Source organism: Pseudomonas migulae NBRC 103157, assembly GCF_002091715.1.
Taxonomy (GTDB): Bacteria; Pseudomonadota; Gammaproteobacteria; order Pseudomonadales; family Pseudomonadaceae; genus Aquipseudomonas; species Aquipseudomonas migulae_A.
In genome coordinates, this window is sequence record NZ_BDAG01000011.1 from 22,129 (window position 1) to 38,029 (window position 15,901).

Here is a 15,901-nt window from a genome sequence, read left to right on the forward strand (position 1 = left end):
AAAGAGCCCAGGCGGCCTTTTTTGTTCGGGATTTTTTGTATGCGTCGGTCAATGAGCCGTCGCGTGGCGTGAAACCGATTTATCGGCCTTGGTTATCCGAACGGGCGGAGCAGGGTGATGGTGCCGGCGCGTAATCCGCAACACGCCCCACAACATGGCGGCGGCAACGGCCAGCCAGCCGGAAATCAACATCACTATGGTCATTGTCAGGCTCATCGGTGCCTCCTCTTTGCCCTGCTGCGGGCACACACTCTGTGCAAGTGACAGTCTAGTCGCTGCCGTGTTTCAGGCTATTGACCAAAGGTCGCCTGTCACCAACCAGTTCGCTCTATCGAATGCATTCGACTGCCGGTTAAGGCTATACCGCTGCCGCGTGGCGTCCTATGATCGATGGCCAAGCCGGGAGCACGATGACGGCGTCTGAACAAAAGAGTGATGAGGGTGCGGGGAATGTCGCGAATTCGAATGGCAGCACTGATTGCCGGTTGTGTTGCGGGTCTGGCTGGCTGTGCGGGAAGCGTTGCGCCGGAGGTCAAGCGGCTGCCGGAACGGGTAGAGCTCAGCGGCACGTTCTACCGCGGGCAAGACTATCAAAGCGGGCCGCAGGTCCTGGCGAGCATGCTGTCGCAGCAGGGCGTGGTGATCACACCGGGGTTACTTGAAAAACCCCTGCACGTTCCCGGTGCCGAAGCGCAATTGCAGCAGAACATGCAGAACCTCGCCCGCGAGTACGGCATGGTCGTTTATCCCCTCGACAGCAATCTGCCTGCGCTGCTGACCCAGGTTGCCGCGGGTTATCCGGTGATGGTGCGCTTCACCGAAGGCTCGGCATTCTGGGCAGAACCGCGTTACGCGATTCTCGCCGGGTACAACCGTCAGAAACAGACCGTGCTACTGCGCGCCGGGATGAATCGTCGGGAATTGATGGGCTTCGGTTCGTTCGAGTCGGCTTTCAAGGACGCCGGCGGTTGGGCGGTGCTGATCCAGAAGCCGAACCAGATTCCGGCCAATGTCGATCAGCAACGCTGGTTGAAAGCGGCGAGTGACCTGGCTCAGGCCGGTCAGGAACAAGCGGCAGCCCGTGCGAAAAAGGCGCTGGACGCTCAGTAAGTTTCCGTTCGTCATCTGCATTGCACTGCTGCGCGTGGTCAGCCTCTGAACGATAAGGGCCCGGATTGTTTCCGGGTCAATTCCAAGGAGGCGTTCATGACCAATCCCACCGCACCCACCGGCCCGCACTCGTCTGAGCATTCATCAGGCGACGAGTTGGGTTTTGATCCCGATTCGCCGGACCTCGCCGATCCTCAGGTCGACCCCATCGGACCTGCGAAGGCGCCCATGGACATAAAACCGGGCGAGGATACCAAGGCCCCCGCGAAGCCTTACGACCCGCTGGCAAATCTGAAACCCTGACGTTCAGTGTGAGGTGTGTATGTCTACTGATTCGAGTTTTGACGACAAACGTCCGGACAGCGTCCCAACCACCCCCGAAGATGACATTGATCCGGTGATGGATCCCGACAGCCCGATGCGCGACCCGTTGGCCAGGCCCGTGGTGGTGCCGACCGAACATCCGCAGGACAGGAGGGATCCGAGTGCCGGCGATGGCATTCCGGATGACGACCAGATGCCGCTGCCCAATGATTAACGCTGGACGAAAAAAAGCCCCGAAATGATCGGGGCTTTTGCTTTCTGCGCCGTTATTTGGAGGCTTCAACCACACCGCTCTGGCGGTGCTTGAGGTTCTTGTCCGATTTGTATTGCAAGGCCACGGACGGAACGTCGGCGCTCTTGCCGGTCTCGACCCAATTGCGAATGCGACTGGCATCAGCAAAGTGCGTGTACTTGCCGAAGGCGTCGAGAATCACCAGCGCCATCGGGCGATTGCCCATGCTGGTCACCAGCACCAGGCAGTGACCTGCTTCATTGGTGAAACCGGTTTTCGTCAGCTTGATGTCCCAGTTAGGCTTGCCGACCAAATGATCGGTGTTGCGAAAACCCAGGCTGTAATTGGGTTTGCGGAACGACACGGTTTTTTCCTTGGTGGTGCTCAACTCGGTCAACAACGGGTACTTGTGCGCGGCGATCAGCAATTTGCTCAGGTCGCGGGCGGTAGAGACGTTACGAGGGGAGAGGCCGGTCGGCTCCACGAAGTGGGTGCTGGTCATGCCCAGCGCCTTGGCCTTGGCGTTCATCGCGGCAATGAATGCAACATAGCCGCCCGGATAGTGATGGGCCAGGCTCGCGGCTGCGCGGTTTTCCGAGGACATCAGGGCGATCAGCAGCATTTCCCTGCGCGGCAATTCGCTCTTGAGTTTCACCCTGGAAAATACGCCTTTCATTTCTGGCGTATCGCTGATGTTGATATTGATGTACTCGTCCATGTTCTGCCTGGCTTCGACCACGACAAGGCCGGTCATCAATTTGCTGACGGACGCGATAGGGACAACCACATCGGGGTTGCTGGCATAAATGACCTTGTTGGTCTGCATATCCAGCAGCAAAGAGCTGCCGGAAGCCAGCTTGAGTTGTTTCGTGTCTCGAGGTGCCGCGGTGGTATCAGCGGCATTGATCGTTGGCGTGATGAACGTCCCTGTAAATGCAAAAAATAGGCTCAGGATGGAAAGACGGATTTTCACGCTGGCAGACTCATAAGGTGTGGATTAGCCGTTCTGTAACGGGTTGTTTCTTGAAAACCGACGCATTTTAGGAGTATGGCTGAAGAACTGTCGATGGTTGTTCAATCAACAGATGAAAGTCCTTGAAAGGCCCTACAAAACAGCAGGTTTCCGGCGAATGGTAGTGGCCGTTCAGCGGGCAAAAAGAACCCCGCCATTGGCGGGGTTGTTTTGTTCGTCGCTGACGCTCAAGCGTGAACTCAGCTGTGCAGCGTTTCCGCTGCGTACAGCGTGTTTTCCAGCAGGCAGGCGCGGGTCATCGGGCCCACGCCGCCCGGCACCGGCGTGATCCAGCCGGCGCGGGGCAGGGCGGTTTCGTAGATCACGTCGCCGACCAGTTTGCCGTCTTCCTGACGGTTGATGCCGACGTCGATCACGATGGCGCCTTCCTTGATCCACTCACCCTTGACCAGGCCCGGCTTGCCGGCGGCCACCACCACCAGGTCGGCGCGACCGACGTGGCCTGCCAGATCCTTGGTGAAGCGGTGGGCGACGGTCACGGTGCAACCGGCCAGCAGCAGTTCCATCGCCATCGGGCGCCCAACAATGTTGGAGGCGCCGACAACCACTGCGTCCATCCCGTAGAGATCGGCGCCGGTGCTTTCCAGCAGCGTCATGATCCCTTTGGGTGTGCACGGGCGCAGCAGCGGAATACGCTGGGCGAGGCGGCCCACGTTATAAGGATGGAAACCGTCGACGTCTTTGTCCGGACGGATGCGTTCCAGCAATCTGGATGCGTCCAGGTGTTCAGGCAAAGGCAGCTGAAGCAGGACGCCGTCGATTGCCGGGTCGTCGTTCAGGCGATCGATCAGATCGGTCAGTGCTTCCTGAGTGGTTTCGGAAGGCAGGTCGTAGGCTTGGGAAATGAAGCCGACCTCTTCACAGTCTTTACGCTTGTGCGAGACATAAACCTGAGAGGCAGGATCGCTGCCGACCAGGATCACCGCGAGGCCCGGCGTGCGCAGGCCTTGCTCGCGACGCTCGGTCACTCGTTTGGCGATCTGCTGGCGCAGGCTGGCGGCGATCGATTTGCCGTCGATTAGTTGTGCAGTCATTGCGCGTGATTAACCATCGAGAGGGGAAAAAAAGAGAACGCATTCTCGCATGTCATGAGGTGAGGGCAAAGGCGCTTGGTCTGTAAATTCCCCTAACCCCTTTAATTAAATGAATTTTTTATAAAAAGGATTTGACGCCCCCCGGGGGGCTCTATACTATTCGTCGCACTTGTCGGGCACAGCCTAGCACTGGTTAAGAAGGCTGCGCGGAATTACGGTTCTGCAAAGCTGAAAAGCACTTAGTTTGTAGTCCTCCAAGAGTACAGATTAATAAGGCGCCCGTAGCTCAGCTGGATAGAGCATCCGCCTTCTAAGCGGATGGTCGCAGGTTCGAGTCCTGCCGGGTGCGCCATTAGGCAGCATTGGCACAAGTAGCGCGATATGGTGGGCGTAGCTCAGTTGGTAGAGCACGGGATTGTGACTCCCGTTGTCGTGGGTTCGATCCCCATCGTCCACCCCATATTTCGAAAGGCGCCAGATTAACAGTCTGGCGCCTTTGCTTTAACGGCTACACGCGGATGTGGTGGAATTGGTAGACACACTGGATTTAGGTTCCAGCGCCGCGAGGCGTAAGAGTTCGAGTCTCTTCATCCGCACCAAATAAAGCTTCACTCATGCCGGTTGGTCTGGTTGGGGCTCGACAGAGAAGTTGTTTGGCTTCTTTGTTACGCAATATGGTGGGCGTAGCTCAGTTGGTAGAGCACGGGATTGTGACTCCCGTTGTCGTGGGTTCGATCCCCATCGTCCACCCCATATTTCGAAAGGCGCCAGATTTAACAGTCTGGCGCCTTTTTTGTTTCAGTGTTTTGAGTATCGGCGGCTGCGGTTCAGGGTCGCGAGGGCAGGGCGTTTCGTCGTATTTATGTTTCTCGATGATGCTGCGCTGCCCGCCGGCCTTGCGTGCAAGGTTGGCTGTCAGGGTGATGATCGGCAACCGCTTCTATATATAGAAGGGTTGGCGCAGAGCCTTGGCGTGATGGGTTGTATTTGCCACCGGGGCGAGACGCATTCGTGCATTCGTCCCTCTAAATTGCCTGCTGCGTTTTTACCCGTTTTCAGTAGGGTGACTTCTTGAGTTTGACCTACTAGAATGCATGCCCTTGATTCTGGGGTCGGAAACGGCCGGCCAACGTCTGTGCAACGAGGAATATCCATGCAAGTTTCTGTTGAAAATACTTCTGCTCTTGAGCGCCGCATGAGCATCACCGTGCCGGCTGAGCGCATCGAGACTCAGGTCAACAAGCGTCTGCAGCAGACCGCCCAAAAGGCCAAGATCGCTGGTTTCCGTCCAGGCAAAGTGCCGATGAGCGAAATCAAGCGCCGTTTTGGTGCTGATGCACGTCAGGAAGCTGTCGGCGACGTCATCCAGTCCTCGTTTTACGAAGCTGTTGTCGAGCAGAAGCTGAACCCGGCTGGCGCTCCTTCGATCGAGCCGAAATCCCTGGAAGCTGGCAAAGACCTGGAATACGTCGCGATTTTCGAAGTGTTCCCTGAGTTCACCGTTGCCGGTTTCGAAGGCATCACCGTAGAGCGCCTGAGCGCTGACGTTGCTGACGCTGACCTGGACAAAATGCTGGACGTCCTGCGCAAGCAGAACACCCGTTTCGAAGTGGCCGATCGCGCTGCCCAGAACGACGACCAACTGAACATCGATTTCGTCGGCAAGGTCGACGGTGAAGTGTTCGCTGGCGGTTCCGCCAAAGGTACTCAGCTGGTTCTGGGTTCCGGCCGCATGATCCCTGGCTTCGAAGACGGTCTGGTTGGCGCTAAAGCCGGCGAAGAACGCGTTCTGAACCTGACTTTCCCGGCGGACTATCAGAACCTCGACCTGGCGGGCAAAACCGCTGAGTTCACTGTGACTGTGAACACTGTTTCCGAGCCAAAACTGCCAGAGCTGAACGAAGAATTCTTCGCTCAATTCGGCATCAAGGAAACCGGCCTGGAAGGCTTCCGCGCCGAAGTTCGCAAGAACATGGAGCGTGAACTGCGTCAGGCGATCAAATCCAAGGTCAAGAATCAGGTAATGGACGGTCTGCTGGCCACCAACCCGATCGAAGTGCCAAAGGCTCTGCTGTCCAACGAAGTTGACCGTCTGCGCGTGCAGGCTGTTCAGCAGTTCGGCGGCAACATCAAGCCTGACCAACTGCCGGCCGAGCTGTTCGAAGAACAAGCCAAGCGCCGCGTTGTACTGGGTCTGATCGTGGCTGAAGTGGTCAAGCAATTCGACCTCAAGCCTGACGAAGCCCGCGTTCGCGAAATGATTCAGGAAATGGCTTCGGCCTACCAAGAGCCTGAGCAGGTTGTGTCCTGGTACTACAAGAACGACCAGCAACTGAACGAAGTCCGTTCGGTTGTGCTGGAAGAACAAGTTGTGGATACTGTTCTGCAGAAAGCTAGCGTGACCGACAAGTCGGTCTCTTACGAAGAAGCAGTCAAGCCGGTAGAAGCTCCACAAGCCGACTGATCGTTTTTGCGATAAGAAGTACACACCATAAGCCAGCCTTCGTGCTGGCTTATGCGTATTCAAGACATAACTATTTGGGAGTGACTGCAGAGCATGTTCCGTAATTCGTATATTCAGCAGAACTCTGATATCCAGGCCGCAGGCGGCCTGGTCCCGATGGTTGTCGAGCAGTCTGCTCGTGGCGAACGCGCCTACGACATTTACTCGCGTCTTCTCAAGGAGCGAGTGATCTTTCTGGTTGGTCCGGTAGAGGACTACATGGCCAACCTGATTTGTGCGCAACTGCTGTTCCTTGAAGCGGAAAACCCGGACAAGGACATCCATCTCTATATCAACTCCCCGGGCGGTTCGGTGACGGCGGGCATGTCGATCTACGACACCATGCAGTTCATCAAGCCAAACGTGTCGACCACCTGTATCGGTCAGGCCTGCAGCATGGGCGCATTCCTGCTGACCGCCGGTGCCCCTGGCAAGCGTTACTGCCTGCCGAACTCGCGCGTGATGATTCACCAGCCACTGGGCGGTTTCCAGGGGCAGGCGTCGGATATCGAAATCCATGCCAAGGAAATCCTCTTCATCCGTGAGCGTCTCAACACGCTGATGGCCAAGCATAGCGGCCGCACTCTTGAAGAAATCGAGCGCGATACCAACCGCGATAACTTCATGAGTGCAGAAGCCGCGCGTGAGTACGGGTTGATCGATGAAGTGATCACCCAGCGCCCTGCTTAAAAATAAGCAGCTCAAATAAGGCGGGTCGGCTGGTCCGATCACCAGCGGGCTTGAAAAAGCCCGCAATAGCCTTCATCTTGTGTTGCAAGCCTATCGGATTTGGATCGAACGAATGACTGACACCCGCAACGGCGAGGACAACGGCAAGCTGCTCTATTGCTCCTTCTGTGGCAAAAGCCAGCATGAAGTACGCAAATTGATTGCCGGCCCCTCGGTCTTTATCTGCGACGAGTGCGTCGACCTGTGCAATGACATCATCCGAGAGGAGGTGCAGGAAGCCCAGGCCGAAAGCAGCGCGCATAAATTGCCTTCGCCTAAAGAAATCAGCGGCATCCTTGATCAGTACGTGATTGGTCAGGAGCGTGCGAAAAAGGTTCTGGCCGTAGCGGTGTACAACCACTACAAGCGTCTGAACCAGCGTGACAAAAAGAATGACGACGTCGAACTCGGCAAAAGCAACATCTTGCTGATCGGCCCGACAGGCTCGGGTAAAACCCTGCTTGCCGAAACACTGGCCCGCTTGCTGAACGTTCCGTTCACCATTGCCGACGCAACCACCCTCACCGAGGCGGGTTACGTGGGTGAAGATGTCGAGAACATCATTCAGAAGCTGCTGCAGAAGTGCGATTACGACGTGGAAAAAGCCCAGATGGGCATTGTCTATATCGATGAGATCGACAAGATCTCGCGCAAGTCTGACAACCCGTCGATCACCCGGGACGTTTCCGGTGAAGGCGTGCAGCAGGCCCTGCTCAAGTTGATCGAAGGCACGGTCGCTTCCGTTCCGCCTCAAGGTGGTCGCAAGCATCCGCAGCAGGAATTCCTTCAGGTCGACACCCGCAACATCCTGTTCATCTGCGGTGGTGCGTTCTCCGGTCTGGAAAAGGTTATTCAAAACCGTTCCACCAAGGGTGGCATCGGTTTCGGCGCGGAAGTTCGCAGCAAGGAAGAAGGCAAGAAAGTCGGTGAATCCCTGCGTGAAGTCGAGCCTGACGATCTGGTCAAGTTCGGTCTGATCCCGGAATTCGTCGGTCGTCTGCCGGTCCTTGCCACGCTGGACGAGCTTGATGAAGCTGCATTGATGCAGATCCTCACCGAGCCGAAAAATGCTCTGACCAAGCAGTACGCCAAGTTGTTCGAGATGGAAGGCGTGGACCTGGAATTCCGGGCCGACGCGCTGAAATCGGTCGCCAAACGTGCCCTGGAACGCAAAACCGGTGCCCGTGGACTGCGCTCGATTCTCGAAGGTGTGTTGCTCGACACTATGTACGAAATCCCCTCGCAGTCCGAGGTGAGTAAAGTAGTGATCGATGAAAGCGTTATAGAAGGCAAGTCCAAACCACTGTATATCTACGAAAACAGTGAGCCGACGGCCAAGGCCGCGCCAGACGCTTAAGCGTCACGCAGCTGGAATAAAGAAGGGGCCTTCGGGCCCCTTTGCTTTTGTGGGTGCTGGCCTGCCGGGTCGCTGCACCTCGGCGCTGGCGGCCTGACAGCTGACCATTTTCTCAAGCTTCTTCAGGCGGCGATCTTTTACTGCCTTTATCCGCTTGTTTTTTTCTAAACAAGCCCCCATCTTGGTTTCAAGCTTACTTCCATCTGTTTACGGCCTTATGGCCGCCGTAGAGGCGAAATCATGAAGACAACCATCGAATTGCCTCTCCTGCCATTGCGTGATGTTGTGGTTTATCCGCACATGGTTATCCCGCTGTTCGTGGGGCGCGAGAAATCCATCGAAGCCCTCGAGGCTGCGATGACGGGCGACAAGCAGATCCTTCTGCTGGCTCAGAGAAACCCTGCTGACGACGATCCCGGTGAAGATGCACTCTATCGCGTAGGTACGATCGCTACCGTTCTTCAACTGCTCAAGCTGCCGGATGGCACGGTCAAGGTTCTGGTCGAAGGTGAGCAGCGCGGCGCCGTGGAGCGCTTCATTGAAGTGGACGGCCACTGTCGTGCCGAAGTCTCGTTGATCGATGAAGTCGACGCGCCTGAGCGCGAGTCGGAAGTGTTTGTCCGTAGCCTGCTGGCTCAGTTCGAACAATATGTGCAGCTGGGCAAGAAAGTCCCTGCAGAAGTCCTGTCGTCGCTCAACAGCATCGACGAGCCAGGCCGCCTGGTCGACACCATGGCCGCACACATGGCCCTGAAGATCGAGCAGAAGCAGGAAATCCTCGAAATCATCGATTTGTCGGCCCGGGTCGAGCACGTCCTGGCGTTGCTGGATGCCGAAATCGATCTGCTGCAAGTCGAAAAACGCATTCGCGGCCGAGTCAAGAAACAAATGGAGCGCAGCCAGCGCGAGTACTACCTGAATGAGCAGATGAAGGCCATTCAGAAAGAGCTCGGCGACAGCGACGAAGGCCACAACGAAATCGAAGAGCTGAAAAAGCGCATCGATGCCGCCGGCCTGCCGAAAGATGCCTTGGCCAAGGCCCAGGGCGAACTGAACAAGCTGAAGCAAATGTCGCCAATGTCCGCGGAAGCGACCGTGGTGCGTTCGTACATCGACTGGCTGGTTCAGGTGCCGTGGAAGGCCCAGAGTAAAGTGCGCCTGGATCTGGCACGTGCAGAAGACATCCTCGACGCGGACCACTACGGTCTGGAAGAAGTCAAAGAGCGGATCCTCGAATACCTCGCCGTGCAGAAGCGCGTGAAGAAAATCCGTGGTCCGGTGTTGTGCCTGGTTGGCCCTCCTGGTGTGGGTAAAACCTCGCTGGCGGAGTCGATTGCTCACGCCACCAACCGCAAGTTCGTGCGCATGGCCCTCGGTGGCGTGCGTGATGAAGCGGAAATTCGTGGTCATCGCCGGACTTATATCGGTTCGATGCCAGGAAGATTGATTCAAAAGATGACAAAAGTGGGCGTCCGCAACCCGCTGTTCCTGCTCGATGAAATCGACAAAATGGGCAGCGACATGCGTGGCGATCCGGCGTCAGCGTTGCTGGAAGTGCTCGATCCGGAGCAGAACCACAATTTCAACGATCACTATCTGGAAGTCGACTACGACCTGTCCGATGTGATGTTCCTGTGCACCTCGAACTCCATGAACATTCCGCCGGCGCTGCTCGACCGGATGGAAGTGATTCGTCTGCCGGGCTACACGGAAGACGAGAAAATCAACATCGCCGTCAAATACCTTTCGCCGAAGCAGATTACGGCTAACGGTTTGAAGAAAGGCGAGCTGGAATTCGACGCTGAAGCGATCCGCGACATCATTCGCTACTACACCCGCGAAGCCGGTGTACGTGGGCTGGAGCGTCAGATTGCCAAGGTTTGCCGCAAGGCGGTCAAAGAACATGCGCTGGAAAAACGCTTCTCGGTGAAGGTCACTGCCGACATGCTGGAACACTTCCTGGGCGTGCGTAAATTCCGCTACGGCCTGGCTGAATCGCAGGATCAGATTGGCCAGGTGACCGGTCTGGCATGGACTCAGGTCGGCGGCGAATTGCTGACGATCGAAGCCGCTGTCGTGCCGGGTAAAGGTCAACTGATCAAGACCGGTTCGTTGGGCGACGTGATGGTCGAGTCCATTACCGCAGCCCTCACGGTTGTTCGCAGCCGCGCGAAGAGCCTGGGGATTCCCCTGGACTTCCACGAGAAGCGCGACACGCACATCCATATGCCGGAAGGGGCGACCCCTAAGGATGGCCCTAGCGCCGGTGTAGGCATGTGCACGGCCCTGGTATCGGCGTTGACCGGGATCCCGGTGCGCGCGGATGTCGCCATGACCGGCGAAATTACCTTGCGTGGTCAGGTTCTGGCGATTGGCGGTCTGAAAGAAAAACTGCTCGCGGCTCACCGCGGCGGAATCAAGACTGTGATCATTCCTGAAGAGAACGTACGCGATCTGAAGGAAATTCCGGACAATATCAAGCAGGATCTGCAGATTAAACCGGTTAAATGGATTGACGAGGTCCTGCAAATTGCGCTGCAATACGCGCCGGAGCCCTTACCCGATGTAGCTCCGGAGATAGTTGCAAAGGATGAAAAACGCGAGTCTGACTCTAAGGAAAGAATTAGCACGCATTAGTACGCATTTGCCTGGGTGGCTTGTTGACAGCTTTTTAGAGCCCTTGTTATAAAGCGGCTCTTAAGTGTCTGTAGGCCATTCAGCACTCGTTTTTGCTTTCACCAAAAAACTTAGAATCATACTCAAATAGATATAAGGGGACTTAGAGTGAACAAGTCGGAACTGATTGATGCTATCGCTGCATCCGCTGATATCCCGAAAGCTGCTGCTGGCCGTGCGCTGGACGCTGTAATCGAATCCGTCACTGGCGCTCTCAAGGCTGGCGACTCCGTTGTTCTGGTTGGTTTCGGTACTTTCTCCGTGACTGATCGTCCAGCTCGCATCGGTCGTAACCCACAGACCGGTAAGACTCTGGAAATCGCAGCAGCCAAAAAACCAGGTTTCAAAGCCGGTAAAGCACTGAAAGAAGCTGTCAACTAAGTTCGATTCAGGTTTTTGCCTATCCGGGTCGGGGTCATGCCTGACCTGGCAGCGGAGCGGTAGTCCAGTCGGCAAGTCGCCGGTCCGAGACGCCGAGGGTCGCAAGTTCGAACCCTTGGTCCGCTCCGCCAGTTACGAGAAGGCGCATCCTCGGATGCGCCTTTCTTCTATCCGGATTCTACCCACGCTCCACGGTTGCCTAATTTTGAAGTTCAACCGTTTCTGGGGGACGCATGCTGCAGAATATCAGGGACAATTCACAAGGCTGGATTGCCAAGACCATTATCGGGGTCATCGTTGCACTGATGGCTTTGACCGGTTTCGACGCCATTTTTCAGGCCACCACCAGTCGTAATGATGCGGCCAAGGTCAACGGCGAAGAGATCAGCCAGAACGAGCTGAGCCAGGCGGTCGATATGCAACGCCGTCAGCTCATGCAACAGCTGGGCAAGGATTTCGATGCTTCCTTGCTCGACGAAAAAATGCTGCGCGAATCGGCCCTCAAAGGCTTGATCGACCGCAAACTGCTGCTGCAAGGCGCAGAAAACTCGAAATTCGCTTTTTCCGAAGCGGCTTTGGACCAGGTGATCCTGCAAACCCCTGAATTCCAGGTGGACGGCCAGTTCAGCTCCGAGCGTTTCGATCAGGTCATTCGTCAGCTCGGCTACAGCCGCATGCAATTCCGCCAGATGCTGGCTCAGGAAATGCTGATCGGCCAGCTGCGCGCGGGTCTGGCAGGTAGCGGTTTCGTCACTGACGCACAGGTTCTGGCCTTCGCCCGTCTGGAAAAACAGACCCGCGATTTCGCTACCCTGAACGTCAAGGCTGACCCGGCGGCAGTGAAGCTGACCGACGATGAGGTCAAGGCCTACTACGACGAACACGCCAAGGAGTTCATGACGCCGGATCAGGTGATCATTGATTACCTCGAGCTCAAGAAGTCCTCCTTCTTTGATCAGGTCGCCGTCAAGGACGAAGACCTGCAAGCGGCGTATCAGAAAGAAATCGCGAACCTGTCCGAGCAACGCCGGGCGGCGCACATTCTGATCGAGGTGAACGATAAGGTGACCGAGGCGCAAGCCAAGGCCAAGATTGAGGAAGTTCAGGCCCGTCTGGCCAAAGGCGAGAAGTTCGAGGCCCTGGCCAAGGAATTCTCCCAGGACCCGGGTTCGGCGAACAACGGCGGTGACCTCGGTTACGCAGGCCCTGGTGTCTACGATCCAGCCTTCGAAACAGCGCTGTATGCGTTGGCCAAGGATCAGGTTTCGGCACCGGTTCGCACTGATTTCGGTTTCCATCTGATCAAGCTGTTGGGTGTCGAGGCGCCAGAAGTTCCGACCCTCGCCAGCCTGAAAGACAAGCTGACCCGCGATCTGAAAACCCAGCAGGTCGAGCAGCGTTTCGTCGAGGCGACCAAGCAACTGGAAGACTCGTCGTTCGAATCCTCCGATCTGGCCCAGCCGGCGCAGGACCTGAAACTGACCATTCACACCTCCAAGCCGTTTGGCCGTGAAGGTGGCGAAGGCGTTGCAGCCAACCGTGCCGTGCTCGCCGCCGCGTTCAGTCCTGAAGTGCTGGATGAGGGTGCCAACAGCACCGCCATCGAGCTCGATCCGGAAACCGTGATCGTGCTGCGCGCCAAGGAGCACCTGAAGCCTACGCAATTGCCGCTGGAAAGCGTGTCTGCCGCCATTCGTGGTCAATTGGCCAAGGAGCACGCCAGTGCTGCCGCCAAGACCAAGGCTGACGAGCTGATCGCCAGCCTGCGCGAAGGCAAGACGCCACTGGACAAGGCAATTGATGGCCAGGGCTGGAAAGTCACCGCAGCGGCGACACGGGCTCAGGAAGGGATTGACCCTACCGTGCTGCAAGCGCTGTTCCGCATGCCGAAACCTGCCGCCAAAGACAAGCCGACCTTCAGCAGCGTGACTCTGGCTGATGGCAGCCTGGTGATCGTGCGTCTGAACGGCGTCAACGAGGTCGCTGCACCGACTGAAGAAGAGAAGGCTCAATACCGTCGCTTCCTCGCCTCGCGCATTGGCCAGCAAGACTTTGCGGCGTACCGCAAGCAGCTGGAAGCAGAAGCGGACATCAAGCGTTTCTGATGCCTGATTGAGTTTCCCGCGCAACATAAAGACCCCGGCCGAAAAGCCGGGGTTTTTTGTGGGCAGAATCTTTTGATCTTTCCCCGAAGGGGACTTTTTCCTGTAAATGGCAGTCATTACACTTGTAACTGTTTCAAGACACTAATCGGTGCGACGCTAAGCATCGATCTGTTGCACAATACGGCCCGGACCGTTTTCTTCAGGATGTTCAATGTTTAAATCATTTCCCGTGCGGGTTGTCGGGCTGGCTCTGGTGCTGGCGGCCGCGGCCGGTTGCTCGTCGAAAAAAGCCCCCATCTATGAGCATGAGAACTTCGATGACTCCGGAACGTTTTCGCGCAACTATCCGGTAACCGATGCGCAAACCTGCGAAGCCGCCCGTCGGGCGCTGCTCAGTCAGGGCTACATCATCACCAGCAGCGATCCGAAACTGATCAGTGGCCACAAAAGCTTCCAGCAGACTGGCGATACCCACATGGAGATCAGTTTCAGTGTGGTCTGTGCCGATGATGGAAGCGAAGGGCACCACGCCACCATGTTCGCCAACGCACTGCAGGATCGTTACGCGCTGAAGAAAACCAACAATTCCGCCAGCCTTGGCGTGGGCGTGCTGGGTTCGGTATCGATGCCGATCGGCTCGTCCGATGATTCGATGGTCAAGGTGGCCAGCGAAACCGTATCGTCGGCCAAGTTCTACGAGCGCTTCTTTACCCTGGTGGAATTGTTCCTGCCGCCGGAAGCGAAAAAAGCCGCGCACATCGTCGAGAAGCCGAAAACCGACCTGGGCGTGCCTGAAACCAAGGCCGCCCCGGCTGCATTGGTGCCGGAGCCTGCACCTGCGCCTGCCGCTGAGCCTGCACCGGCACCTGCCTCGGAACCGGTTGCGCCGCCACCTGAACCCGCACCGGTTGCCCCGGCCGAAAACGCCGAATCGGCCCCGTCGACGGAAAACGCCACCCCGCCGGCACAGTCGAATTTGCCTCCGCCGAGCGAGCCGATTCCCGCCATGCCGGTCACCAGCCAGTAATCGCTCTGACGTTCCGGGATCAGCTCATCGCTCATCGATCCCGGGACAGCGTTCAAGATTGATCCGCGTCAACCCGGGCCGTATTCCTGCAGCCTTTATCGAAAAAATCCTGTGATAAATTCCTGACCGCCTGCTACGTTTTATTAAGTAGCGGCGAAGCGTCATGCCTGCGTCATTTTTCTTTCACGCGGGCACTTTATGCTCAAGGCGAAGGTCATTTATTCAAGCGTTTTTTCAATGAGCGATGGGGGATTCAAAATGGACGATTATCAAGAAGAGCTGCTCGAGTTCCAGGCCTTTGAACTGGACCCGCTGGAACCAGCCGAAGACGCTACCGAGCTGTAAGCGTCAGGCTGATTGGCGGTGACTGCGGCGAAATTCGCCGGGGGTCTGACCGCTCCAGCGTTTGAAAGCGCGTTGAAAGGCTTCGGCTGAGGCAAAGCCCAGCAGGTAAGCGATTTCCCCGAACGCCAGTTCGGTATCGCGAATGTAGGTCATGGCCAGGTCGCGACGGGTGTCGTTGAGAATTGCACGAAATTGCGTGCCTTCCTCGGCGAGTTTGCGGCGCAAGGTCCAGGTAGGCAGCTTCAGGCGTGCCGCCACTTCTTCCAGGTCGGGCTCCCGACCACCATTGAGCAACGGCCCCAGCAACTGAGTGATGCGTTCACGCAGGCTGCGGGTGCGTGTCAGCTGTTCCAGTTCCCGTTCACACAGTTGCAGCAGGTGCCGCCAGGTACTGGGGCAGTGCAGCGGGTTGCGCTGGGCGAGGCTGGCCAGGCTCAGACGCAGCTGGTTCTGTTCGGCGCCGAACTGGATCGGGCAATCGCCCAATACCGCATACGCATCTCGGTAATCCGGTTCATCGAATTCGATTTCGACGCGTTCGGCGCTCAAGGGAACAGGGCTGACGCTGGACAATTGCTGCAACCATCCGGCAAGGATCGAATCCACCACGAAGCGGTTGTAGGCGTTGTAAGGACTGATGGAATAGAACCGCAGCCAGGCACCCCGGGGGTCTTCGTGAAAGCTCGATTGGCCGCGATAGTTGGAACCGTACAACGCTTCGAAGCGAATCAGGCAGCGCGCCGCTTCCCGTACCGTTGGCGCCTGTGCAGCGGTGACCCCGGCCAGGCCGGCCTGGCTCAGGCGGCTGAGCTGGCCCATGCGCAAACCCAGCGCCGGGTTGCCGGTCAGTTGAATCGCGCCGTGGCCAAGACGCATGTAGCGCGGGATCGAAAGCCGGGCGCAGGCTTCGCCCAAGCGAGCCGGGTCGAGGCCATATTGATCGAGGAGGGGCTGAGGATCCAGGTCATGGCTGCGCACCGCATCGGCCAGGCTATGAACAAAGCCTACCGACAAATCACCCAGACGCACCGGCAACGGTTTCATG

General features: G+C 57.1%; 14 protein-coding genes and 4 tRNA genes. 14 read left to right on the forward strand and 4 right to left on the reverse strand.

Translation table 11 applies throughout. The annotated features are described in order from the left end of the window. Positions 1-48: 48 nt before the first annotated feature. A complete protein-coding gene (locus PMI01S_RS31670) occupies positions 49-216 on the reverse strand; it encodes a hypothetical protein (RefSeq protein WP_167362933.1) in 168 nt (55 codons plus the stop codon). A gap of 234 nt (positions 217-450) precedes the next feature. Between PMI01S_RS31670 and PMI01S_RS10765 the strand changes: the two genes are divergently transcribed. The 3 genes from PMI01S_RS10765 (at position 451) to PMI01S_RS10775 (ending at position 1,648) form a co-directional block, all read left to right on the forward strand. Next, a complete protein-coding gene (locus PMI01S_RS10765) occupies positions 451-1,110 on the forward strand; it encodes a C39 family peptidase (RefSeq protein ID WP_235864437.1) in 660 nt (219 codons plus the stop codon). A 96-nt stretch (positions 1,111-1,206) separates the two neighbouring features. Beyond that, a complete protein-coding gene (locus PMI01S_RS10770) occupies positions 1,207-1,413 on the forward strand; it encodes a DUF6021 family protein (protein WP_084319763.1) in 207 nt (68 codons plus the stop codon). A 19-nt stretch (positions 1,414-1,432) separates the two neighbouring features. Continuing rightward, positions 1,433-1,648: a hypothetical protein gene (locus PMI01S_RS10775; RefSeq protein ID WP_084319764.1), complete on the forward strand. Its 216-nt coding sequence runs from the start codon at positions 1,433-1,435 to the stop codon at positions 1,646-1,648. 52 nt (positions 1,649-1,700) lie between these two features. On the opposite strand, the gene pbpG is transcribed toward PMI01S_RS10775, so the two are convergent. Continuing rightward, positions 1,701-2,639, reverse strand: a complete 939-nt coding sequence (pbpG, locus tag PMI01S_RS10780) for a D-alanyl-D-alanine endopeptidase (protein WP_084319765.1) — start codon at positions 2,637-2,639, stop codon at positions 1,701-1,703. A gap of 239 nt (positions 2,640-2,878) precedes the next feature. Continuing rightward, complete coding sequence (gene folD / locus PMI01S_RS10785; RefSeq protein WP_084319766.1) at positions 2,879-3,733, reverse strand: bifunctional methylenetetrahydrofolate dehydrogenase/methenyltetrahydrofolate cyclohydrolase FolD; 855 nt, start codon at positions 3,731-3,733, stop codon at positions 2,879-2,881. A gap of 275 nt (positions 3,734-4,008) precedes the next feature. On the opposite strand from folD, the gene PMI01S_RS10790 reads away from it, so the two are divergent. The 11 genes from PMI01S_RS10790 (at position 4,009) to PMI01S_RS10840 (ending at position 14,511) form a co-directional block, all read left to right on the forward strand. Beyond that, positions 4,009-4,085, forward strand: a tRNA-Arg gene (locus PMI01S_RS10790). A gap of 32 nt (positions 4,086-4,117) precedes the next feature. Beyond that, positions 4,118-4,193, forward strand: a tRNA-His gene (locus PMI01S_RS10795). 54 nt (positions 4,194-4,247) lie between these two features. Beyond that, positions 4,248-4,332: transfer RNA gene (locus tag PMI01S_RS10800), tRNA-Leu, on the forward strand. 78 nt (positions 4,333-4,410) lie between these two features. After that, a tRNA-His gene (locus tag PMI01S_RS10805) sits at positions 4,411-4,486 on the forward strand. 400 nt (positions 4,487-4,886) lie between these two features. Beyond that, a complete protein-coding gene (gene tig / locus PMI01S_RS10810; protein WP_084319767.1) occupies positions 4,887-6,197 on the forward strand; it encodes a trigger factor in 1,311 nt (436 codons plus the stop codon). A 93-nt stretch (positions 6,198-6,290) separates the two neighbouring features. Then, a complete protein-coding gene (gene clpP / locus PMI01S_RS10815; protein WP_008034105.1) occupies positions 6,291-6,926 on the forward strand; it encodes an ATP-dependent Clp endopeptidase proteolytic subunit ClpP in 636 nt (211 codons plus the stop codon). 112 nt (positions 6,927-7,038) lie between these two features. After that, on the forward strand, positions 7,039-8,322 hold the full coding sequence (gene clpX, locus PMI01S_RS10820; RefSeq protein WP_084319768.1) for an ATP-dependent Clp protease ATP-binding subunit ClpX: 1,284 nt from the start codon (positions 7,039-7,041) through the stop codon (positions 8,320-8,322). A gap of 240 nt (positions 8,323-8,562) precedes the next feature. Beyond that, positions 8,563-10,959 carry an endopeptidase La gene (gene lon, locus PMI01S_RS10825; protein WP_084319771.1) on the forward strand — a complete coding sequence of 799 codons (2,397 nt, stop codon included), beginning with the start codon at positions 8,563-8,565 and terminating at the stop codon, positions 10,957-10,959. 147 nt (positions 10,960-11,106) lie between these two features. Continuing rightward, positions 11,107-11,379: an HU family DNA-binding protein gene (locus tag PMI01S_RS10830; protein WP_002552737.1), complete on the forward strand. Its 273-nt coding sequence runs from the start codon at positions 11,107-11,109 to the stop codon at positions 11,377-11,379. Between the two features lie 233 nt (positions 11,380-11,612). Next, positions 11,613-13,484, forward strand: a complete 1,872-nt coding sequence (locus PMI01S_RS10835) for a SurA N-terminal domain-containing protein (protein ID WP_084319773.1) — start codon at positions 11,613-11,615, stop codon at positions 13,482-13,484. A gap of 211 nt (positions 13,485-13,695) precedes the next feature. Continuing rightward, a complete protein-coding gene (locus tag PMI01S_RS10840; RefSeq protein ID WP_084319775.1) occupies positions 13,696-14,511 on the forward strand; it encodes a DUF2242 domain-containing protein in 816 nt (271 codons plus the stop codon). 348 nt (positions 14,512-14,859) lie between these two features. Here PMI01S_RS10840 and PMI01S_RS10845 read toward each other — a convergent pair whose 3' ends face one another. Continuing rightward, positions 14,860-15,900, reverse strand: a complete 1,041-nt coding sequence (locus PMI01S_RS10845) for an AraC family transcriptional regulator (protein ID WP_084319777.1) — start codon at positions 15,898-15,900, stop codon at positions 14,860-14,862. Position 15,901 lies beyond the last annotated feature (1 nt).

Coding starts and splice junctions, on each gene's coding strand:
- PMI01S_RS10775 (WP_084319764.1), top strand. CDS start 1,433: ATGTCTACTGATTCGAGTTTTGACGACAAACGTCCGGACAGCGTCCCA.
- clpX (WP_084319768.1), top strand. CDS start 7,039: ATGACTGACACCCGCAACGGCGAGGACAACGGCAAGCTGCTCTATTGC.
- PMI01S_RS31670 (WP_167362933.1), bottom strand. CDS start 216: ATGAGCCTGACAATGACCATAGTGATGTTGATTTCCGGCTGGCTGGCC.
- PMI01S_RS10835 (WP_084319773.1), top strand. CDS start 11,613: ATGCTGCAGAATATCAGGGACAATTCACAAGGCTGGATTGCCAAGACC.
- tig (WP_084319767.1), top strand. CDS start 4,887: ATGCAAGTTTCTGTTGAAAATACTTCTGCTCTTGAGCGCCGCATGAGC.
- clpP (WP_008034105.1), top strand. CDS start 6,291: ATGTTCCGTAATTCGTATATTCAGCAGAACTCTGATATCCAGGCCGCA.
- folD (WP_084319766.1), bottom strand. CDS start 3,733: ATGACTGCACAACTAATCGACGGCAAATCGATCGCCGCCAGCCTGCGC.
- lon (WP_084319771.1), top strand. CDS start 8,563: ATGAAGACAACCATCGAATTGCCTCTCCTGCCATTGCGTGATGTTGTG.
- PMI01S_RS10840 (WP_084319775.1), top strand. CDS start 13,696: ATGTTTAAATCATTTCCCGTGCGGGTTGTCGGGCTGGCTCTGGTGCTG.
- PMI01S_RS10765 (WP_235864437.1), top strand. CDS start 451: ATGTCGCGAATTCGAATGGCAGCACTGATTGCCGGTTGTGTTGCGGGT.
- PMI01S_RS10770 (WP_084319763.1), top strand. CDS start 1,207: ATGACCAATCCCACCGCACCCACCGGCCCGCACTCGTCTGAGCATTCA.
- PMI01S_RS10845 (WP_084319777.1), bottom strand. CDS start 15,900: ATGAAACCGTTGCCGGTGCGTCTGGGTGATTTGTCGGTAGGCTTTGTT.